The sequence below is a fragment of the Vallitalea sediminicola genome (assembly GCF_054408565.1).
Genome location: NZ_BTPT01000078.1, coordinates 1 through 20878, shown reverse-complemented (window position 1 = coordinate 20878; position 20878 = coordinate 1). Strand labels below are relative to the sequence as shown.

At 33.3% G+C, this 20878-nt stretch carries 34 protein-coding genes; 1 reads left to right on the top strand and 33 read right to left on the bottom strand.

Features of this window, described 5'->3' with window-relative positions; translation table 11 throughout:
- Positions 1 to 124: 124 nt before the first annotated feature.
- The 22 genes from ACX6CF_RS23875 to ACX6CF_RS23770 form a co-directional block, all read right to left on the bottom strand.
- Complete coding sequence (locus ACX6CF_RS23875) at positions 125 to 424, bottom strand: phage tail assembly protein (RefSeq protein ID WP_458787883.1); 300 nt, start codon at positions 422 to 424, stop codon at positions 125 to 127.
- Positions 425 to 448: 24 nt separating this feature from the next.
- Positions 449 to 964, bottom strand: coding sequence for a phage major tail tube protein (locus ACX6CF_RS23870; protein ID WP_458787882.1), 516 nt, complete (start codon positions 962 to 964; stop codon positions 449 to 451).
- A 16-nt stretch (positions 965 to 980) separates the two neighbouring features.
- On the bottom strand, positions 981 to 2366 hold the full coding sequence (locus ACX6CF_RS23865) for a phage tail sheath family protein (protein ID WP_458787881.1): 1386 nt from the start codon (positions 2364 to 2366) through the stop codon (positions 981 to 983).
- A gap of 19 nt (positions 2367 to 2385) precedes the next feature.
- Positions 2386 to 2859 (bottom strand): hypothetical protein, encoded by a 474-nt coding sequence (locus ACX6CF_RS23860; RefSeq protein WP_458787880.1) that lies wholly within the window; start codon positions 2857 to 2859, stop codon positions 2386 to 2388.
- Between the two features lie 5 nt (positions 2860 to 2864).
- A complete protein-coding gene (locus tag ACX6CF_RS23855) occupies positions 2865 to 3437 on the bottom strand; it encodes a phage tail protein (protein ID WP_458787879.1) in 573 nt (190 codons plus the stop codon).
- Positions 3434 to 3751, bottom strand: a complete 318-nt coding sequence (locus ACX6CF_RS23850; protein WP_458787878.1) for a hypothetical protein — start codon at positions 3749 to 3751, stop codon at positions 3434 to 3436. The genes ACX6CF_RS23855 and ACX6CF_RS23850 overlap by 4 nt, the downstream gene beginning before the upstream one ends.
- Before the next feature lie 38 nt (positions 3752 to 3789).
- A complete protein-coding gene (locus ACX6CF_RS23845; protein WP_458787877.1) occupies positions 3790 to 3954 on the bottom strand; it encodes a hypothetical protein in 165 nt (54 codons plus the stop codon).
- Positions 3955 to 3965: 11 nt separating this feature from the next.
- A complete protein-coding gene (locus tag ACX6CF_RS23840; protein WP_458787876.1) occupies positions 3966 to 4985 on the bottom strand; it encodes a major capsid protein in 1020 nt (339 codons plus the stop codon).
- A gap of 30 nt (positions 4986 to 5015) precedes the next feature.
- Positions 5016 to 5399 carry a head decoration protein gene (locus ACX6CF_RS23835; RefSeq protein ID WP_458787875.1) on the bottom strand — a complete coding sequence of 128 codons (384 nt, stop codon included), beginning with the start codon at positions 5397 to 5399 and terminating at the stop codon, positions 5016 to 5018.
- Entirely contained in the window at positions 5399 to 6490 is a 1092-nt protein-coding gene (locus ACX6CF_RS23830; protein WP_458787874.1) for a head maturation protease, ClpP-related, read from the bottom strand. The genes ACX6CF_RS23835 and ACX6CF_RS23830 overlap by 1 nt, the downstream gene beginning before the upstream one ends.
- Positions 6483 to 8003: a phage portal protein gene (locus tag ACX6CF_RS23825; RefSeq protein ID WP_458787873.1), complete on the bottom strand. Its 1521-nt coding sequence runs from the start codon at positions 8001 to 8003 to the stop codon at positions 6483 to 6485. Before ACX6CF_RS23825 ends, ACX6CF_RS23830 begins: the two co-directional genes overlap by 8 nt.
- 9 nt (positions 8004 to 8012) lie before the next feature.
- Positions 8013 to 8237, bottom strand: a complete 225-nt coding sequence (locus ACX6CF_RS23820; RefSeq protein ID WP_339364987.1) for a DUF6148 family protein — start codon at positions 8235 to 8237, stop codon at positions 8013 to 8015.
- Positions 8234 to 10063 carry a phage terminase large subunit family protein gene (locus ACX6CF_RS23815; protein WP_458787872.1) on the bottom strand — a complete coding sequence of 610 codons (1830 nt, stop codon included), beginning with the start codon at positions 10061 to 10063 and terminating at the stop codon, positions 8234 to 8236. Before ACX6CF_RS23815 ends, ACX6CF_RS23820 begins: the two co-directional genes overlap by 4 nt.
- Entirely contained in the window at positions 10026 to 10595 is a 570-nt protein-coding gene (locus ACX6CF_RS23810) for a hypothetical protein (protein WP_458787871.1), read from the bottom strand. Before ACX6CF_RS23810 ends, ACX6CF_RS23815 begins: the two co-directional genes overlap by 38 nt.
- A gap of 356 nt (positions 10596 to 10951) precedes the next feature.
- Complete coding sequence (locus ACX6CF_RS23805; protein WP_458787870.1) at positions 10952 to 11506, bottom strand: tyrosine-type recombinase/integrase; 555 nt, start codon at positions 11504 to 11506, stop codon at positions 10952 to 10954.
- A gap of 37 nt (positions 11507 to 11543) precedes the next feature.
- Positions 11544 to 11915: a hypothetical protein gene (locus ACX6CF_RS23800; protein WP_458787869.1), complete on the bottom strand. Its 372-nt coding sequence runs from the start codon at positions 11913 to 11915 to the stop codon at positions 11544 to 11546.
- Between the two features lie 193 nt (positions 11916 to 12108).
- Positions 12109 to 12573 (bottom strand): sigma-70 RNA polymerase sigma factor region 4 domain-containing protein, encoded by a 465-nt coding sequence (locus ACX6CF_RS23795; RefSeq protein ID WP_458787868.1) that lies wholly within the window; start codon positions 12571 to 12573, stop codon positions 12109 to 12111.
- Between the two features lie 115 nt (positions 12574 to 12688).
- A complete protein-coding gene (locus ACX6CF_RS23790; protein ID WP_458787867.1) occupies positions 12689 to 12886 on the bottom strand; it encodes a hypothetical protein in 198 nt (65 codons plus the stop codon).
- 160 nt (positions 12887 to 13046) lie between these two features.
- On the bottom strand, positions 13047 to 13394 hold the full coding sequence (locus tag ACX6CF_RS23785; RefSeq protein WP_458787866.1) for a hypothetical protein: 348 nt from the start codon (positions 13392 to 13394) through the stop codon (positions 13047 to 13049).
- A gap of 75 nt (positions 13395 to 13469) precedes the next feature.
- On the bottom strand, positions 13470 to 14129 hold the full coding sequence (locus tag ACX6CF_RS23780) for a DUF2786 domain-containing protein (protein ID WP_458787865.1): 660 nt from the start codon (positions 14127 to 14129) through the stop codon (positions 13470 to 13472).
- 89 nt (positions 14130 to 14218) lie between these two features.
- Positions 14219 to 14707: a hypothetical protein gene (locus tag ACX6CF_RS23775; RefSeq protein WP_458787864.1), complete on the bottom strand. Its 489-nt coding sequence runs from the start codon at positions 14705 to 14707 to the stop codon at positions 14219 to 14221.
- A 30-nt stretch (positions 14708 to 14737) separates the two neighbouring features.
- Complete coding sequence (locus ACX6CF_RS23770) at positions 14738 to 14953, bottom strand: hypothetical protein (RefSeq protein WP_458787863.1); 216 nt, start codon at positions 14951 to 14953, stop codon at positions 14738 to 14740.
- 97 nt (positions 14954 to 15050) lie between these two features.
- Between ACX6CF_RS23770 and ACX6CF_RS23765 the strand changes: the two genes are divergently transcribed.
- Entirely contained in the window at positions 15051 to 15236 is a 186-nt protein-coding gene (locus ACX6CF_RS23765) for a DUF4177 domain-containing protein (protein WP_113671906.1), read from the top strand.
- 63 nt (positions 15237 to 15299) lie between these two features.
- Here ACX6CF_RS23765 and ACX6CF_RS23760 read toward each other — a convergent pair whose 3' ends face one another.
- The 11 genes from ACX6CF_RS23760 to ACX6CF_RS23710 form a co-directional block, all read right to left on the bottom strand.
- Positions 15300 to 15797, bottom strand: coding sequence for a hypothetical protein (locus ACX6CF_RS23760; RefSeq protein ID WP_458787862.1), 498 nt, complete (start codon positions 15795 to 15797; stop codon positions 15300 to 15302).
- 36 nt (positions 15798 to 15833) lie between these two features.
- A complete protein-coding gene (locus ACX6CF_RS23755) occupies positions 15834 to 16178 on the bottom strand; it encodes a hypothetical protein (RefSeq protein ID WP_458787861.1) in 345 nt (114 codons plus the stop codon).
- A gap of 41 nt (positions 16179 to 16219) precedes the next feature.
- Complete coding sequence (locus ACX6CF_RS23750; RefSeq protein ID WP_458787860.1) at positions 16220 to 16417, bottom strand: hypothetical protein; 198 nt, start codon at positions 16415 to 16417, stop codon at positions 16220 to 16222.
- A gap of 37 nt (positions 16418 to 16454) precedes the next feature.
- Positions 16455 to 16625, bottom strand: coding sequence for a hypothetical protein (locus ACX6CF_RS23745; protein WP_458787859.1), 171 nt, complete (start codon positions 16623 to 16625; stop codon positions 16455 to 16457).
- A gap of 245 nt (positions 16626 to 16870) precedes the next feature.
- Complete coding sequence (locus ACX6CF_RS23740; RefSeq protein WP_458787858.1) at positions 16871 to 17149, bottom strand: hypothetical protein; 279 nt, start codon at positions 17147 to 17149, stop codon at positions 16871 to 16873.
- A gap of 3 nt (positions 17150 to 17152) precedes the next feature.
- Positions 17153 to 18088, bottom strand: a complete 936-nt coding sequence (locus ACX6CF_RS23735) for a helix-turn-helix domain-containing protein (RefSeq protein WP_458787857.1) — start codon at positions 18086 to 18088, stop codon at positions 17153 to 17155.
- 13 nt (positions 18089 to 18101) lie between these two features.
- Positions 18102 to 18449 (bottom strand): hypothetical protein, encoded by a 348-nt coding sequence (locus ACX6CF_RS23730; protein WP_458787856.1) that lies wholly within the window; start codon positions 18447 to 18449, stop codon positions 18102 to 18104.
- On the bottom strand, positions 18446 to 19411 hold the full coding sequence (locus ACX6CF_RS23725; RefSeq protein WP_458787855.1) for a ParM/StbA family protein: 966 nt from the start codon (positions 19409 to 19411) through the stop codon (positions 18446 to 18448). The genes ACX6CF_RS23730 and ACX6CF_RS23725 overlap by 4 nt, the downstream gene beginning before the upstream one ends.
- A 49-nt stretch (positions 19412 to 19460) precedes the next feature.
- Positions 19461 to 19763, bottom strand: coding sequence for a hypothetical protein (locus tag ACX6CF_RS23720; protein ID WP_458787854.1), 303 nt, complete (start codon positions 19761 to 19763; stop codon positions 19461 to 19463).
- A 42-nt stretch (positions 19764 to 19805) separates the two neighbouring features.
- The gene (locus ACX6CF_RS23715; protein WP_458787853.1) at positions 19806 to 20120 is read right to left on the bottom strand and encodes a hypothetical protein; all 315 of its coding nucleotides are present in this window, start codon (positions 20118 to 20120) and stop codon (positions 19806 to 19808) included.
- 256 nt (positions 20121 to 20376) lie between these two features.
- On the bottom strand, positions 20377 to 20878 hold a 502-nt coding region (locus ACX6CF_RS23710; RefSeq protein ID WP_458787852.1), incomplete at its 5' end, for a hypothetical protein.

Genomic DNA, 20878 nt, shown 5'->3' with positions numbered 1-20878 from the left:
ATGCAATCATCCCAATCATTCCAATCTTCAAGTGGAGTATTCATAACGAATTCAACACTCAATGTTCCTGATGAATAATAAGACATTTCTAGAGCTTTCTTCCTTAAGAATTTGGAAGTAGATTTTATTCCTCTTCCTCCAAGTCTTCCATTAAAAAAGTCTGAACTTTGACCGTCGCTCTCGTAAAATCTTTTGCATAGAATTTCATGACAGCATCAACACTTACACCTGAAGCTTTTGCAAATATTATAGCTTGATAGATCTTAGAAGTCTCCATCATCATAAGTGCATTGTTAAGTGATTGTGCTTCCTTCTCAGCTGCAATGATATCTTGACCTGTCAGTTTATCAAAATCCACTTTTAACTCTTTATAGGTGGCATCTTCAAACTTTATAGGTTTCTTCAATACGAATTTTTCTTCCATTGTCTTTACCTCCTAGATTAATCTCTATAATCCTAATGCCTTTTGAATTTCTTCGCCATAATCTGTACCATTGATAAAAAATACATAGTTGAATTTATCAATCTCCAGTAATTTCTCGCCGTCTATATATATCTTCATATAGGTTACTTCCAACTCTAATGCACTATCTGTCATAGCAGCCACTTCTAACTTACCAAGGTCAACTTTTTTCGGCACTGCTCTAGTTACAATCTTGACTGGCTGCATCTTATAAGAGCCAACGCTAGAATCGAATACTTGTTGTGCTGCTCTTAGTTCTAATGCATGTGCCTTAGGTTTGAGCAAATTAATAGCACCCTTTTCAACTGTCTTGAAATTGAGTGCCAATGTTAAACTTCCTACTTGACCTATTGCAGGAGAATCAACCTCTCCCATTATTCCTGCTCCTTTTGCTGTTTCAGTCAAGTATTCTATAGATGGCATCTGAACACTTGCAGTACCAATCAATTCTCTACCATCATTATATATTCTGTAGGTTAATACCTTATCAGGCATCTTCATAACTTAAAACCACCTCCTAAGTGAATAATTCCTTTGCAAACTCTGTTGAATACTCAATAATAAAATCAATATTACGAGCTGGGGTTGCAGATGCTTTATACACATGAAACTTGAAATTACCATCCATAAGATCATCATAAGAATTCTCTTCAGCAAGAAACTCAACTCTACCACCTAATATATATCCCGAAGCTTTTAGACTATTAAGCCATAAGTTCGCATTATCAAGTACCGTATCAATCAATCTCTTATTACCTGGTTCATCAATATTTCCCCAGAACATCTTAGTCAATGTAGTACCTAACCAGTATGTCATTCTTTTTTCAGTGATGAAAGCATCCTTAGGATCTATACTCATGTTCTGTGAATAAGCTCCTGGTCTATTACCCCAACATTTCCAACCACCAATAAAATTAATAGCTGTAACTATTCCTGTACTATTAAGAATATTAGCCTCCGGTAAACCTAGATTGACCTCTCCTTTACTGGTAACAGCTGAATCAATGCACAATGACTTATTGGATGGAGATAATATAGGAACATTATCACTTTCAATATCTAGAGAACACAATAAACTACCTATATGAGTAGATAAATGATATGTATTTTCTCTATATTTTACTTGTGGCCAACAAACAATTTGGTTGCTTCCAGTAAAACCATTTGTCTTTTTCCACTCACCTACATCTGTATAGTTATAAACTGTATCAGGTACATCAGTAATGATAATCGCATTGAATAAACCGTTAATACTATGGGAATTATCCAACATTGCATATGCTACTGGTGGCATATGACTGAATCCTGGTGCTAACATAAGACTTGGAATAACTGAACACTGTGGAAATACTGTATTAATCCGTTTAATACTTGCAACAATCTCATCTACAGTTAATTTACTTCTATCCACTATGTCATATGTAATATCTATGGTGTTATCCTCAATCTTACTTTCCTCTGGTATTACAATCTCTAGATAACCACTTGTGTTATAATTCAGTAAATAATCAGTACCAAGTGTATACTCACCACCAGTTATAACAAGGCTTTCTTTTATTACATTTTCTTTAATGGCAGCCTTTTTATTAATAAGACTAACATTAGCTGTTTTACTTACTTTATGCTTTTTGATATCTAGTATGTTGATGAAAATTACAGGTGTTAGGGCATATAGGTGATAATGGCATTTCATGAACTCACATAAAGAGAATGTTTCCCAATCATCACTATAGCCGACCTTCTTAACAGCTTCATCAAAGCTATTACACAGAATAGGTTTACTATTATCGTAATCAGTTAAATATGAAGGTGCTGTACCAAAAACAATAGGTATCGTAGCACTTTTTTGTGGACTTCTCAGATTAGTTGAAACCTCTTCTATATAAACACCATGTTTATACATCTTAATCCTCTCCTTTCGTTTAAATATCTATTTCTTTTTGTATCTGTCTAATCTTCCATGTTGTTCTTATATTACCAGTCCAATAGGGATAAGGCTGTTCTTCAGGTATCTCCCAAGTAACATTATCCTCTAGGATATATGCTCCTAAGAATGAAGTCTTAAGTAACTCTTGTCTTACTCTTTCAATCATGTTGGCTATATCCTTATATCCATTGTAATCTTCAACTAACTTACCATCTTTTAATGTTCCATAAGAATATGATCCGAAATAAATGATTATATTAACTGTTGATTCATTCTTGGTATCAGTCCCATTTTTAAGTCTTACAGCAACATGAGGATACTCTTCATCCTTATTAGACTGGGTTTTAGGTGGAACCCACCCTTCATGTATCCTTGGAGTAACTTCTCCTACATCAACTTTGATAGTGATATCATTCAATATTGGTGTCAAAAACTTTATAACTGCTTTTACTAATAGTAAAGGTGTCATGACAATTATCCTTTCGTTAACTTTTTAATCTGAAGTTTTAGATTCTTTTTGAGTACTTTGTTAGCTACTACCTCAATATTTTCTTTAACATCATCTGATTTCATCATAGAAGGAACAGATGGTCCATATTTTTCTTGAATAGGTAATCTGCCATCAGAAGTTCTCTCAAATACTCCAATATGTCCATTAGCCATTTTTGCTGTAAAAGTATTAGGAATTCCTTTCTTAGCACCACCTTTTAATACTGCCGCTTTTAATATTTTAGGTTTCCTCTTAGGTACTTTCTTAGGGCTAACACTAAATTTTATTAATGGTAGTGGACTTCCTTTTGAATCCAATCTAGCTGTCAACGTATGAACTGTAGATTTACGTGTTAACATTGTTTTAGTTATAGGTTTTGATGCTTTAATTTCATAGTTATCTTTAATTAACTTTTTTGAAGTATCTTTCGTAGGTTTAATCGTTGCATTAATAGCAGCGTTGATAGCCTTTGGAGTTCCATCTTTAACTGTTGCAAGTTTTTTAGTTGCCTTCTTAATTTGTCTATTACTCAATGTTGCATTAACAATATTAATCATGACTGTACAGCTCCCAAGGATATCTCCAACACTCCACCATCACTATTCACACTACCAACTCTATATCTTTTCTTATCAAACAAGATATGTTCCTCTACCTCTGGTATATAAGATAGTTGATTCTTTCTAATAAAAAAAAGAACCTCACTATCATAAAGTCCTTCGCTATATACACCAGATGTTTTTCTCTCTTGGAGTAATTCATCATCAATAAGAATTATATAGGTTTTACCATTAATCTCATGCTCTTCTCCAAACTCATCTATGTTGAAGATTAGATCTAGATCAGATTCAAATAAATCTTTTGCATTCATTAATATGCCCCCATTCTCTGCTTATGAAAATAATACCTTCATTTAGCTTTTTCTTGCTCTGTCTGGACTTCCTCCAAAGCACCATCTCCAATAAGTTCCTTTGCTTGCTTTTTGGTGATACCTTCTACTTCATCACCAACATTAAAAAGAATTCTTTCACCATCTTTATTTATGGTTCTTATCTTTGTCTTAGCGATATACATACACTAACCTCCTATGCAATTTTAATTACTGACCAACTATCAACATCATCAGGACAAGGTAATGGCTTAGATGTAATACGTACTTTTCTAACTTCGTTTTCATCATCTACCCAAGATTTTGGAACACGTTCACCTTGAATAACTACAAATTCCTTATTCTCTATCTGGCGAACAGCACCATATAATCTTTTATGCTGACCTTTTGATGCAAAGATAACAGTTTTCTCTGGCATCATTGGTACTTCCACATCATCATCATCAAGAAACCATTCATCATATGAATATATCTCAACACCCAACTCTGGAAGCTTACCATAGAATGTTATAGCATCATTCTTGATAGTTGGCTCGATATTACCATAATTCATCCTACGATTATCAAGTTTATCTTTTACTTTTGGATGATTAACGAATATATCAATAGCATCACTGGAAAAGACCAATATATTAGGTGCTTTCCCACATTTCTTAATGATTCTTTTTCTCTCATCCTTAAGGTCAGCTAGTGGATCAGATGCTTCATTAGTCCATTTTGCAGCACCAGTAAGAGTTATCCTATTAGTGAATTTATAGTCAACCTGTTGCTCGAATCCTTCTCCTTCCATAAGCACTTTACCATTAAGCATGACTTCTCTACACATCCATTCTTCACGACGTGTAATCATGTCATCAAGCTCTATCATGTCAGTAGCTAGCAATTCCTTGGCTCTATCTTCTGGGTCTTTTGCGTTGTATGGATTCTCTCCCATACCTCTCTTTGATAAATCATCAGGAGTCATAATCCTAACAGGTGCTATCTTAGGAACTTTATAATTCTTAGTAGTAAAACCATCTCTAGTAACAACTACTCCACCTCTTCTTGGTGCTACGAATGGAGCCATCTTTCTTTTACCTTTTTTGTAGTCAACTTCAACCTCTTCAGTTGGTGAAGTAACAGTATTAGGGAAAAAAGTATCCCTAAAAAATGTGTATACTGGCAGCATCTGATTGATTGAACTTAACATTGTCTTAGTTGAATAAATATCAGGCATGATATCAACCTCCTATAATTTTTTATTATTTTACTTTGTATTTTCTAAGTAGATACTTGTATCTCTTAGCTCTTCCTTAAAATCAATTGGTTCTCCGTCACCCTCAATGATCAATGCATTTTGATTGAACACACCTGAGAAATAAGCTGTCATTCTAACATCTTTTACAGCTGATTCATCCCCTGTGTCAACATCATCAGTTAATATGCATATTGGTTTTTCTGAACCATCTGAACTTTCTTTGTCAACAATCTTATATAGTCCATCACTTTCTTTTCTACCAAGAAGTGTCCCTCTTCTCAATATTCCTTTACCTTTTTCAAGGACTATACCTTCAAGTCTAATGGGTATCTGTGTATCTGCTATAAGCTTATCTGGAACGAATTCACCAATAGTATTATGTAGGTTAATCATTACTTAATCACTCCCCTCTTTTTATTAATGAACTTAGCAATATCATTAGCTGCTTCTTCATCTTCTTTCTCTTTCTTATTTTCTTCTTCATGCTCTACTTCCTTATTGTCCTTTGGAACTTCTTTCTTCCTTTGATTCAAGTATTCTTGACCTTTTTCCTTCTGAATATTAATAATCTTAACTGCAACTTCTTCAGCTGTTATAGGTTCATCATACTTAGCATTCTTAACAAGTTCATCCATACCAGGTAAAGCAATATCATCAATCTTTTTCATACGCTGTCTTTCGTCGTTCTTACCCTCTTCTAAGACTTCATTATAGATATCAGGATATTTGTTTCTTAACTCTTCTTTGTTCACTACTTCATCACCATCCTCTTCATTATTATTATCATCTTTCTTATTAACTTGCTGTCCTCCTGCTGCTGTATTTAGAAATACATCTGGTAAAGATGCATTTTTAAATCTTTCCATATCAAAATTGATACCATTTACAATAACACCACTATTATTCTCAACTATTTCAAGCTTACCACTATGAATAACTTCATCAGCAAACCCATTATCAACTGCTTCTGTAGCTGTCATCCAAGTTTCTGAACTCATAATATCTATTAATTCTTCCCTGTCTTTTCCAGTCTTAGCTTGATAGGTCTCTATAATTGAATCCTTTACCTTGATTAGTGCATTTCTTACAGCATCTAAATCCTGTACTTGATAATATCCCATCAATCCCATTGAAGGATCATGAGCCATAACCATAGAACCGGGTAAAACTTGAATACTGTCACCTGCCATCAATACAATAGTTCCTGCTGATGCAGCCCAACCATCAATTATAGTAGTGACCTTAGCTTTATGTTGGAGTAATTTTGATTTAATTGCTTGTGCTGCAAAAACATCTCCACCAGGACTATTAATATGAACATCTATCTCACTAACATCTCCTAGTAAATCCAAGTCTTCTTGAAATTGTGTCGGTGTTACTTCATCACCCCACCAAGAATAAGTTGCTATATTACCATATAGTAATAACTTTCCTTTAGTAGGTGAAATGTTTTGAAACTGCCAAAATTTCTTACCCTTAGGCATCTTCATTACCTCCTATTTCTTTCATAAGTTTTTCCTCATTTTTTCTTTGTCTTACAATTCTACTGAAATCGCCCCCAGTTAGTTCAGTTGTTTCTCTACTTCGTGAACTGAAACTATTATTAACCCTCTCACTTGCTGCCTTGACTTCTTTCAATGGATCTAACTGTCCTTGTGAAGGTCCATTCCATTCAGCTCCACAATATGCTTTTCTAACAAGAGGATCTTCAAAGAAACCAGGAGCGTATATCCTCCCCTTTGCAATTCCTTCAGCAAGAAACTCTTCATAGATAGGCTGACAGAACTTAGAAGCAACAAATGTTCTTTTCATCTTGAACATCTTCCAAGCTTCTAATAATGCTCCCCTACTTGCTGAATAGGATGCAGTAAAATGTTTGACTAACATTTCATAAGGCAGTTCAAGAGCTGCTCCTATTTGTCTACATATAGAAGTTACAAAACCATCAAAAGCTGTGTTAGGTCTACCAGGATTAGCAGAGGTCATACTCTCCCCTTCCCCTAGTGTTATCATTGCACCAGGTCCTAACTCTTGGGTAAGATTATTACCCTTATCAACTAGGTCCTCATCTTCAACATTTTCATCATACAGATCTTCATCCTCTGGATACTCCGAAGTAACAAACACAGTAAACATTCCTGATACAACAGCTGCTATTAGTTCAGCATCTGTATATCTACCAAGTTGTTTCAGACTTTCAATGACTGGTGCCAATATGGGAACTCCTCTACGCTGTTCTGGTCTTTCGAATTCTGCTAGATGAAGTATGTTAGGACATCCTGTTTTTTCTCCATATGCATCTACCTTGAACCATTCCATCTTACCTTTATCACTGCTTAATGGATGTTGTTTTGCAATATAATAGGCGATTATCTCTCCATAATCACCTACTCTCACACCGTTTATTATGCTCTTGTCTCTTTCCTTTCCATTAGGAGTACATACTCTATCTGCTTCAAGTAACTGTACTCTTAGATCATAAGGTATATTAGGTCTCTCTATGTAAGGCAACAATACAAAACATTCACCTGACATAAGATAAGATAAAAATGATAACTGCTGCAACTGATAAAAATTATTGAATCTCATAGCATCACAATGTGGTGTATCAGCCCAAAGAGCAAATTCTCGTTGAACAAGTGCCTCCCATTCATCAGCTTCTGTCTCACTCATGTTGAGAAAAGTTCCATCAATCTGTGCTTTCAATCTTAATCCACTACCTACAGTATTGGTTCTAATGGTTTTCAATGCACCAGTAGCAAGTGGAACTCCCATATATAAGTCTCTTGATCTCTCATGTAATAGTTGGAGATTATCGTCAATATCTTCTTTTGTCGAACCCCCGTCAGCTTTCCAACCTTTCATGCTCTTTTTCTTCTTACTAGCTCCATAATGACTATAACCAGTATTAAGAAACTCTAGTCTCTGCCTTGCCAATTTTCTCTTAAGTGCAGTGCTGGGAGAAATATTAGCAATAAATCTATCAAGTACATTCATCTAACCACCTCACAGGTCTCTAGGAATAACTGATCTAATCTTTATACGAGATTTTCTCTTACTAGATAGTCTTGTTACTTCTTTCTTCCAATACTTGATACGTTCTGCAATAAGTCCTGCATCTGCTCTTGTATATCTCTTACTTCCCATCTGATATGATTGATTCTTGGATACTGCCAAGTCAGCCATTAACCAAGCTTCCAGATGTTCTTTCGCTACTTCTAAATCTGTCATACTGAAACTCCTTTCGATACAACTTTTCTTTTACGTTTTTTCTTCTTAGCTTTCTGTCTATAGATATTGCCATTCTTATTAAGTTCCTTAAGCTTCTCAAAATTAGGATTAAGTATCTCTAATGCTGCTGTGGCATAATTACGAAGGTCTAAGGCTTCATTACGGGTTCTTTTCTTCTTCCATTCTATTTTCAACTTACCTTTAACCCACTTCTTTACCTTTCTTTCACTAGTCAAAGCTTTGAAATAAGCCTCATCATAGCCTTTTCCCTTCTCTATGGGAAAATGACAATAACCAGGCTCACCTTCGAACTTCACTTTTAACCTACTTAGTAGTGTTTCTTTTCCTGTATCTACTCCAAGAATAGTTAAAAGTACCTTTTCTTCATTGTTTCTAGAACTTCTATGTATAAAAGGTATTCCACTACCACCTTTACCTTTTATTGCATATATCCTTTTATGTTCTCTTTCTTTACAGAACTTATAAGCTTCATTGGTATAGTGACCTCCTGTATCAAGACAAGTAGCTGATATCATTAATCTCTCACCTGATTCATAGCAAAACTCACTATCAAGTAATTGTTCTACCTGTTCCCACACAGCTTGTTGACCTGGGTCACCTCTATACACTGCATATCTGATACCCCAACTTTCCTTACCAATGCTCCAACCAACAACTTCAACCTCTAGTCTATCATCCTGCACATCAACACCAGCTGTTAAGACTAAAACATCTTTTGGAACTTGGCAATTATAAGCTTCTCTTCTTTTTAAAAGTTCTTCTTCATTAGCCATCTCACCGTCTTGATCTGCCCAAGGCTCACCAAGATAAGTATTAATCCATGTTTTTAGAACATCCTTACCTTTCTTCTTAGCATCCTTGAACTCTTTTATGATTGTTTCCCAATGTTCCCAAGGAGAAGCCAGAGCGTTAAGATGAAAACCTCTTTTCTCAATTGATGCACTAGGATTCTCTGATATCCATTTTCCCTTTTGATTCTTCCAGTCATATTCTGTGGCTCTTTCATGACAATAAGCACATTCCATTGTCACATCTTCAAACTTGATCTGTCCCCATTTCAAAGGTTGATATCTTCCACAATATGGACAAGGTAAACACCATTCTTCTTTGGTACTCTTAAGATATTCTTTGTGTATTCTTGATGTATCTTCATCAGTTGGAGTTGATACATAGACTTTTTTCTTATTGAAGAATGTTTTTGTTCTCTTCTCTGCCAGAGATAAAGGGTCTCCTTCATCTCCTGCACTTAATGGATATCTGTCAACCTCATCTGCCAACAATATTCTTATTGGTCTTGATGAAAGACTAGCAGGTGAATTAGCACCAACCAGAACTACATATCCACCGGGGAAACCTTTTTCAAGAACTGTATTATCTCCATCCCTTGACTTGGCATCAGCTACTTTATCATTAAGAACTGGTGTATCCCTAATCATAAGTGCTAACCTTTTCTTAGAATAACTCTTGGCTAGATCAACGGTTGGTAGTAAAACCATAATAGGTGCAGGATCATAGTCAATGTGATAACCAATGATGTTATTGATTATCTCTGTCTTACCTACTTGTGCTGATGATTCAATTATAATTGTCTCTGTCTCTTTATTATTGATAGCATCTAATATCTCTCTTTGATAAGGTGCTCTATCCGTATTCCATTGTCCTGCTTCAGCTGAACTCTCTGCTGATAGTTTTCTATATGTATCAGCCCATTCACTAACAGTAAGTTTAGGTGGTGGTGACAATATTTTAATTATATCTTTGAACAGCTTAACTGTCTTTTTTTGTACTATTGGTTTCTTCTTCAATTGCTTCACCATCTTCTACATCTATATACTCATCTGAGTAAAATAATGAAGGATCATACTCACTTAACTCTTGAAGAGCTTCCACTACTTCAATTTCAATAGTGTCTTGAATATTATTAACATCATCTTTATATATAAGTCTTGGTGCTACTTTTGATGGGATTGCTAATACCTTACTACGAAAATTAGCAAGCATATCATTCATGACTCTCTCAACATCTTCTGTCTTATGCAACTCACCTTTCATAAGCTTCAACGTCAACTCTGACTTTTCTCTTTTTATTCGCTCATGCAAGGCTCTTTCATCTTCATAATCAAGTTTCTTTGGTGTTTCTGCTGTCTCTTTTGTTGTCTTGATATATGTAACATAGTTCTGGACACTGCTCACCAACGAATACTTACCACGAGAGACTCTAACTACAGTTCCCTCTTGGGCTAACTGTCTAACTCTTCTATCTGTAAGCCCCAATATGCTCTGTAACACAGCACTTGAAACTGTGATTCCATCCACTTCATTAGTCTTCTGATTCATTATCTCACCCCTTAGGAAACGGATTAACCTTCTAAAAATTTTTCGTAACTGCTCAAGAACTGGGGTCATGAGCACCCGCATTTTTGGAAATCAATTGGGAGTACCTTTTTATATCAAATCAACAATTTATATTAGATGAAGTATTCCCTTCTCTATTCATGGATATGATATGCTTATTGATTCAATATAGCAATACATTATAGATATATGTATTAGTTTAAGTTTTACATATGTGTGAAACTGTCAAACTCATTCGTTTTACTTCCTACTAATATATACTCTTAATTCTTCACACTGAGTTTGACACAAGCGAAATATGTAAAGCTCAGTGGATTTTTGCAAATGATTTCCGCTTATTAGTACTTGAATGTCTCTATAGCATTATCTTTCATTTTTTGAGTTATTCCTATATAGGCAGCTGTCACACCTGTATTACTATGATTAAATATCTTTCTTAATATCTCCAAGTCTTTGGTTCTTTGATAGTAATGATATCCGAATGTCTTTCTCATTGAATGACATCCAATAGCTTCCAGATGGAACTCTCTAGCTGCATCCTTAAGAATGTTATCTACTTGCTGTCTTGTTATATGAGAATACACACCATATCTATTCCTTTGTCTTGACAAGAACAAATAATCATAGTCATTCATACCCTCTATATAATCATCAAGTATCTTTCTCAACTCATTATTAATGATGATCTTATTCTCCTTCTTAGTCTTCTTCTCTCTACGTCTTATATATTTCCCTCTTACTTCTCTAACCTTAAGAGGTAATATATCTGAGATTCTTAATGGAGAATATATCCCTACATTGAATAATACATAATTACGCTTATTCTTAATCTTAAAATAATCCTGCATATCCTTCAATGTAGATAAATCTCTTATTGGTTCAACACTGTTCATACCACCACCTACCTAATTAACCATATAAAAAAAGCTCCTACTTAGAAGCTAATTTCAATAAGTCCGAAAAATATTGTCTGCCTTTGTTATAATTAAAAAGCGTCTTGGCATATTGTTTTAAATCAGTATTACACTCTACTGTATTAGATAATATTATCTCTGTAATGTCATTTGATATGTATTTTCTTATACTAACCTTATCTGCAAATTCTGTTTCAATTCTAAACCCTTTGTCATTGATATAATCTGCAACCATCTTCACACTCTGAATCTCAATGTACATTTGCAGTATCAGATCATATATGTTATCAGTCTCTATATCAAGCAAATTCAACATCTTGCTTTTTATTAGTCTCAACTCTTCTACTCTGTTATCAATGTTACCAATAGTTAATTGTAGTTTCTTCATATAATCAACCTTCTTATTCTATTTTAGAAACCCCAAGATATTATCCTGAGGTTTCAAAGGGAGATATATTAATTATTACAGTAAGGAGTGAAAGTAATAATTTAACACAGTACTATTATATCATCTTTATATTATAATATAGCTCTATAAAAGCTTATGTATATGCATAAAATAACCATGAAAGTGTCACGTTTTATAAGCCTAATGATAATTGAGTGGATTTTGTATCAAAATCATATCTTTCATTGTAGATATATTCTTGCATCTTAGTCAGTGCTCTTTTTCTAACACGTTTACATTGGCTTTCACTAAGCTTGACATGATATTCTACCTGCATCCAAGTATATTGTTCAATATCTCTATAAGTAATAATCTGTCTCTCAACATCACTAAGTATAGTTAATGCTGCATCAATCTGCATGATAATATCTTGGTATACTCTTATCCTGTTTTCTTTATCCAATCTTCTCTGGGCTAGATCCTCTGTTACAGAATACATCTTGTTAGTTGCTGAAGTTTTCACTCCATCATAACTTACCCCATTAAGAGGACTTTCTTTTAGGTATTTCTCATCTAATTTTATTGTTTCCTTGATAGTATAGTAATTTCTAAGATTGTTAATTATCTTAAGTATTTGATCTGGCATGTTATTATTCATCTTACTCACTCCTTACCTAAATAAAAAATCCCAATGTCTTACCATAACTTATTAATATTTATATACCATTTTTTTATTTTATGTTATAATCAACAACATAATATTATGAATGTAATTAACCATTTATAATATTTATACTTACTAATGAGGTGATATCTATGATAATCAAGTTATTAAATAAATATAGTAGTATAATCATATTTTTTATTATTACATTTGTTCTTTCTTTCATAACTTCTACATCTGAATTTGTTTTTACCTTTAACATATTTGGAGTAATATCATGTACTAATTTTATATTAATCTGCTTCATAATTGCACCCAGAGTAATCACTCATCTTAAAAAGTATATTAGTAATAATTATTATATATATCTTTTAGTTATTATAATTGGTGTTTTAGCAACTAAACTTGGTGAATTTCTGTTTGATTATTTGTTTGATATTATATTTTTATCCTAACTAAACTGAACCTTAACTATTGTAACCAATAATTCTATATATCTCATCTCTTAAGCTTTCATACGCCCATCTTGGAATATCAATGTATTGAATACCAACATGTAATCTCATTGATTTTACATTCTCTTTTATACTCTTTGTCAGATGGTCTATAACTACTTTGGTATCATCTGCATCCAATCCATTTATATACCATACAGTATCATTTCTTTGCAGGTAAATAGAGTATGTATCTATATAATTAATCATTCTATCTTTATCTGATATTAATAGTCCAACTTTACCAAGTTTAATATAAACTTTTCTATCTAGGATTACATCAAGTATCATCCTTAGTTTTCTTATTATTCTTTTTTTCATATTCTATTATTTGAACCTTTCTTTTGTCATTTAATTCTCTTCCTCTCTATGTACCAAGCACAATATTTATATTAATTAGATAACTTTCTCTTGCAGTTCTTCATCTTTTGAATAGTTCAATCCATCTTGTCTACCCGTTTGATAAGAATTATAATCAATCTGCTCTTGGTCAATTCTTTTACCTTTAAAGTTACCTGAGAATCCTTTTTCAATCTCATTATATTTTTTGATAACTGGTACTGGCATTACTGCGACTAGTGCATATTCCTCTTCATTCTCATTTTTCATTTTTATTGTTTGTTGTCGTAATTTTTTATCAAGTCCTTGTATGAACCCAATGGCATATGATTTTCTATCAAGTCTTTTTCTTCTACTGGATATATTGATAATATTGACTACTTGCTTATATATTAATGATGTTAATTCAACATCTTCCTCTAACCCAAGAAAAATTACTCTATAGCAATTACCCCTATTCCTTAGATATGTTTTACATCTAAAATGTTTAGCTATAACATGAGCAAGAGTCCTTTTCCATGGTGATCGCATCTTTTCTGTTTCACCTTGAACAACTTTATCTTCTTTTTCTTGAATATCGTTCATTGATAATTTATATCTAGCCATTAGTAATCTAGCTTTTGCGACTGCTGATTGAGCCTCATATTCGTTTTGACTCTCTGCTAATCTAAGCAATTTTTGTACTTTCTCTATAATTGATTCTAACTCATTTTGCATAATTAATCCCTCCTCGTAAAATTAATCTCAAACCTTTCACCTATACTAATTTCCTTAAATATTCTTTATACCACTAACAAAAATTTCCACTAATACTGTTTGGCAATTATTGCATCTAATTCTTTCCTAAGGGTTATGCCTAACGCCCATTTACTCCCATTGTCTTTTAACTGTAAACACATATCCCGAAAACTTATTACATCCTGTTTTAAATATCCGATTTCTTTCGCTTTAACTATTACCTTGTCCATTCCATCAATGGTGTATCCCCAGCTTGTGCTATACAATCCACCATAACCATTATTACCGTTGGATATCTTGCCAGTAATAATCCAATCTCTAAAATCATTTATGAGACCCCATAATGTTCCTCCCTCTGAGAATCCTCTTCTTGATGATGAAGGGTAAGGATATATCTTCTGTCCTGTGTATTTATCAACAAAAAATAGTTTGTTACCTTCTATGAATTTTGATATAGTACCTTTGCTCTTTGAATAGAAAAATCTTCTATCCGTATTTGCAATTACTTCTATAAGTTCATTTATTTTATTCATTCTTTCTACTTGCTCTTTTTTCAATTTCTTCACCCTTTCCGACTCTATACAAAATCAATCTTTTGCTTGCCTTCTTATAAATTGAAATGTCCATGCTTCATCTTTAATTGTCTTAATCTCACCGCTTTCATCAATATAAGCTGCTTCAATAAATGTAGGTTTATTAACTTTCTTTTCTTCGCTGTTATGATTAAAAAATAAGGCTATACTCAAAACATTAAAAACTTGTTCTTTATAAATCATTTTATAGTTGCTCATATCTATTCCCATATTATATCTCCATTCCAAAACTAGTTCTTTTGTTATTATAATGATTTTGGTATAATTAATAATCGGCAAATTGTAATTTACATAAGGAGGTATTCTCTTGTATGAATATAAATTCGTTAAATTAAAATTAAGTAGTTTTCTTAAAAATACAGATCAAGATTATCATGCAGTAATTACAGAACATGCGCATCAAGGATGGAGACTCAAACAAATATTTGCTCCTCCCATATCAGGTTATGGAGTTGCTAAATTTTATGAACTAATATTTGAACGTAAACTCTAATAATATATACAATTTGCTGATTATATATACTAAACCGACTACTAATCCCTCCTAAACCAAGCTTTAATCCTGTTTAGCTGTAATATAATCTTCTCTGAACAATTCATATTCTTTATAGTCATGATATTCTCCATCTAGCAATTTGCAGTCTTGCTTATATATACCTACGATTCTACCATTGTACTTTGACGTTAGCTTATCATATGTGCTTTCTATAGGATTGCCTATGTAAACTCCGTATTTCAGTTTTCTGTATTTGTACTTACAAAATATATCATCAATTGCTTTTAATAAATCTTTTGCGAAAGTTATTTTTGTAGTAAAATTAACGGCACATAAGCCACTACACACTTGATTTCTTTGGTTTATGCCATACCTAATGTATCCCATTACATCTCCATTGCTGTCCAGTGATGCAAATTCTTGTTCATTCCAAGTTGAATTACTTGGCTGATATTCATCTGTATATCCACTATTAAAATACATGTAATGTTCTTCAAATGCTATTTCCCACAGCTTTCGTTTTAGTTCATCTGTATACAATTGAGCTGGTGCTAACATCTAACTCCTCCAATCTTTACTAAACACAATTTTAGTTTATATTGCTTTTCTTCCTTCCACAAACTCTCCTATAGCTTCATCCGAATAGCCACAAGCTTTCCCTAATATCCAATGTTCATATGGAGTTTGTGGACTATCAGGTAGGTTTTTAATTATGTCGATTAAATAACTATGCTTATATATATAAATAACTTTCCATTCGTCGTAATCTTTTACATCTTCAACATGTAAATTTAAACCTATGCTATTAATTAGATTTTTAGCTTCATCGACATATCTTGATTGTAAGTTCATAAGAGCAATAGGCTTAGTTCCACATTGAACATGTTCTATATAATCTAACACTTGAATTTTAATTGCATCACTCATTTTTTTACTCAATTACACCACTCCTAAATTAATTTTTTATACATATTCGTTGACTATTCCGTACTAATACCTAATGCTTTTTGGCTTGCATCACTTAAATTAGTCCAATATCTTCGTTCGCCGTTCACCAAATTAAAAAACCAATAAGTCTGTCCATATTCATCCGTATTACCATATGTTTTTATTCCACCAACGGATAAAATATGATTTACAAATTCCTTTTCATGTTCTGCTTTATTTTTATAACTCATTATATTTTAACCTATCCTTTCTTCGCTAAATCAGTCTTTAATGTTGCCCAATAGCTATTAACTTTACATAGCCATTATTTCTATCTTTCATAAATGCTTGATATCCTTTTTCACTTAATTCAAGTGTAACTTTTTGACCTACAACATAGTTCATATCCCTAAACATTTCAGTAAGCTTTAAGACTTCAAACACAATAGTAAACATCATTAACACCTTCCCTAATTCAATCTTTTACACACCTGCTAATTTTCCAATGTTGTGTAACTGCTGTCTTTTATTTTCGATATTCAAATTTGTTTCATGATATACTTTCAAAGAGTCTTAATATGCTATTTTTTGTCTATTCAAATACTCACTGTTTCTATTTGCTTCATTCATTAATGCTCTTTGGTCGTTAACTTTGTAAACTTCAACTAAGTTCTCTCCCTTCTGAAAACTAATATTTAACCCTGTTATTTATCTTCATAAATCATTAATTTTTTTATATTCTCTCTCTCAAAAACCCTATCCCCTGTCATCTTAGCAATACACTCAATCCCCAGTATTGCTATATCTCTTATATTATCAGCCTTGTTGATCTTGATTCTGTACTGTTCACTAATTCTTATGTATTTGGCTTCCACTTCTGCCTCGTCAAGGTTATAGAGGGTATGATCGCAGTATTGAAAATACTTGGAGCCATCTTCACCATTCTTCATTTTTTCTAGTAACATCTTGGTATTTTCTTTCATGCTTTAACCACCTTGAGATTCAAGTTCTTGTATTTTCTTAAGATACTGAGCTTGAGTTATTTTTCCTAAGTCTAGTAGATTCTTCAAATCTAGCTTTTGTTGGAATATCTCGTATTGTTTACTATCTGTCTGCTCATAGTTAATAAAACCACTGGCAGGCTTTTGCTGTTGTTTTGGTTGTGGTTTTGCTCTATTGGGATATGTACCCTCTAGTATCTTGATGGCATTATCGCTCTTGATTAACCAATCAAAGTTACAAGCACACCATATCCCATCTCTACCTGATATGAAATCACTTATCTCTGCCATTTCAAATATTCTATAGAATCTTTCAATGTCTTTATTTACAACCTTTGATTCATAGAGTCTTTTAATAGCTCTCTTACGCTTGTCTGTGATTTTCAACACTTTTGGTAAAGAGGTACATGTTTCATTGTATTTATCTGCAATCTCCTGATAGATGTTCTTTTTCTCTTTTGGAACTTGGTCTGGTTCGTCTGGTTTTGTATATATATTATTATTACTTGTATTATTATATATTGTATTACTCTCTTCACAGTTTTCCGAAGGGGGGTTGTCGACTTCTCGAAGAGGGTCTTCGACATTTCGAAGGGGGTCTTCGATATCTGGAAGGGGTACATTATTGTATTCACGATTGAATCCTTTATTGGTTACTTTGACTATCCTCTTGATAATCTGTTTGCCATCTTTTATATATGCAATAGTAATATAACCCTTGGTTTCCAAGGATTTTATTATCTCTGAGCATCTATTCTTGGATAGACCGAAGAACTTAGCAAAGTGTTCATTTTTTGCATAGCACCCTCCACTATTGTCTAATGAGTCAATCTCAACTAGAAATATTCGCTCTTGCATAGTTAGATCATTAGCTAACCATATTTCTTTTGGTATCCATATACCTTTAAAATCTCTTTCCATGTGTAATCTCCCTCTAATCCTCTTCGCTGAGAATCAAGTCCTTTAATTCATCATCTATATTCTCATGTGTAACTTGCTGTTTATTATCTAGTGTTCCAGTAGTTTCAATAGTCTTAACTGTTTCATCAGCTAGTGTTAATTTATTAGTGTTATTATTAACGCTGCCATTAGTCTTGTCTTTAAGTATTAAGTCTAATTTGTCCTCTATTCTTGTCATGCTTACAGCCATATTTCTGTATTGTTCATAGAATCTAACTGCTTCACATACGTACTGTGAAGCATTAGATTTATTGTTCAGCAGGTCAAGTATCTCTTTGTTGTCCTCATTGAATGTGAGTAGTTTTCTTAGCTTGTTACTCATAATACTCCTGCCTTTACTAATCCCACTACTTGGAAGCCTTTTACATTCGCCCATTGGGTATCTTGGTTAGATATCTTAGCATGAGGTAAATATCTTTTTATATGATCTAGGATGAATTTACTTGTTCCACCTATTAACATTACTGTCATGGTTGATAGGTTGATGTTCTTTTCTCGTATTGGCTTTAGTATATAGTTGGTTATGTAGTTGTCTATGGAGCTGCTTACTAGTTTTGCACTGTCTTCTTGTAGTTCTCCGTTGATTATGATTCCACCGTTTTTTAGAGCGTTCACAGCTGTTGCAAGGTCATAGTCTTCTCCATAGTGACTTGATAGGTCTTCTCTTACTATGGTCTCTAGTACAAGTCCACCGTTGTTATTAGAGAATAGACTACTTGGTACTGGAACACGATTGTCATATATTCCAAAGTTCATGTTCCTACCACCAATGTCTAATATTCCCACTCTCTGGTGTACGAATGTATGAGGTTCTAGGTAGACTATTCCACTACCTTCACATTTGACTATAACTTTTTCTATGTTGATGTTATAATCTGTATCATCTACAGTTATTGATATAGGGTTATCATCACAGATATATTTTCTGTAAGCTTCTTTTAGCTTAGTGTTCTTATAGATGGCTGTTGGACAACCAATGGTCAATATTACAGTTGGATCAGTGTCCTCATTTGCTATCTTTGCTATAGCTGTTAGTGTAGCTAATTTATGTATAAGAGAAGTCTTTGTTGTGGTGGTATCATATAGTTCTCCTTGCTCACCGATTATGTATTCATGGTTTTGGTATTTCACCTTATATGATTCACCATAGACTTCCATCTCTCCATTATCCATGTCATAATATCTTGTGTTAAAAAATACCTGTCTGTCTTTGGTCTGAGTGACTTTCCTTCCTACACTCTTGGTAGCGTGTTTACCTGCATCTACTGAAATGATGTATTTCATCTATCTATTCCTCCCTTGTTGGATATCCTATTGATATCTTTTTTATGAACTAATCTGGAAGTATCGCTTTTCCAAGTTTTGCCATAATTTCTAAAGTTCGATATGCTTTTTCATCATGTAATCCTTGTAAATCCTCTTCTAACTTTTTTAATTGTTCGTAGAGGATTTCCATTGTATTAATCTTAATTTCTAGTCCACGATTTTTGTATGCATAAGTACGGTGCATGTTGTTTTCATACTCTTTTCTTGTGCCTGTATCTTCTCTTTTCACTTGTGAATATTTATCTGCGTTATTATTATCATCTACTGTTTGTGTCTTATCTGTTATCTGATCAGTGTCTACTCTATTCATGATATCTCTCCTTTCCATTCATATATTGTTATATGCTAATATTCAAGTAACCTTCCAATCTTTGATGTTTGCTGAATAAGATTTTGCGTATCTGATTATTTCAACCATACTGTTTATGTCATAGTCCTTATTTTTGTTTAGAATATATTTGATTACACTTAAAATATTTTCTGCTTTCTGGACTGTTTTCTCAATCTGTTTCTTCTCACCCATAAGACAGATCATGAATTCAAGTATCCGTATTACATCCTCTAGGTTTTCAAGTGTTTTGTTAAGGTCAACTCCTTGAAATAAATTATCGACTATTTCATTTCCTATCAATGCTCTTTCTTTTGCTTCTCCAGTTAATAGTGTCATTGGTTTTCCCTTCTTTCTATTTTCATAGATATCATATTGATATCCATGTCTTTTATGGGGATATTATATTGATATCCTAGTAAACTATAGGGATATCATATTGATATCTGAAAGAGGTTAGATATTATATTGATATCCCTTTTTGTGTTTTTGGATATCCTATTGATATCCTAGTCAATCATAGGGATATCATATTGATATCTGAAAGGGGGGTAGATATTATATTGATATCCTGTTCTAGCATGTATATTTTTGATTAAAGAATAATCTTCACATCTTTACCTTCCAATTCTTCTGACAAGTATTCCTTGATGGCTTCCATTGCATTGACTCTCCATCCTGTTCCACCTGCTTCAAATAATGCAGCTGCTGGACCTGTTTTCATTCTGAATACAAATTTGTTATAAGGTTGTTGTAGTTCAGGGAATGTTCTATATGGTGCCAGTTCTACTGGATTAGGTAGTTGTATATCTGCTACTCTTGCTATTCCTGTTCTTGCTGTTACTGTTTGTGTTACTCCATCATCACCAGTGTTTTGAACTATTTCTTCTTTTATGTTTCCTATGATCTTCAACATGGTCTGCATATCAAGGTTGGGTTCGAAGCAACTTTGTAACATGATGTTGAAGCTTTCTGTATCCATGAAGCTATTGAATTCTACCTGTGGTAATATTGCCTTGGCTTCTACTAACTCCTCTCTTTTCCTGTCTTTGTTGAGCTTTGAATATACTCTGACGATACTTGGTGATTTTATATGT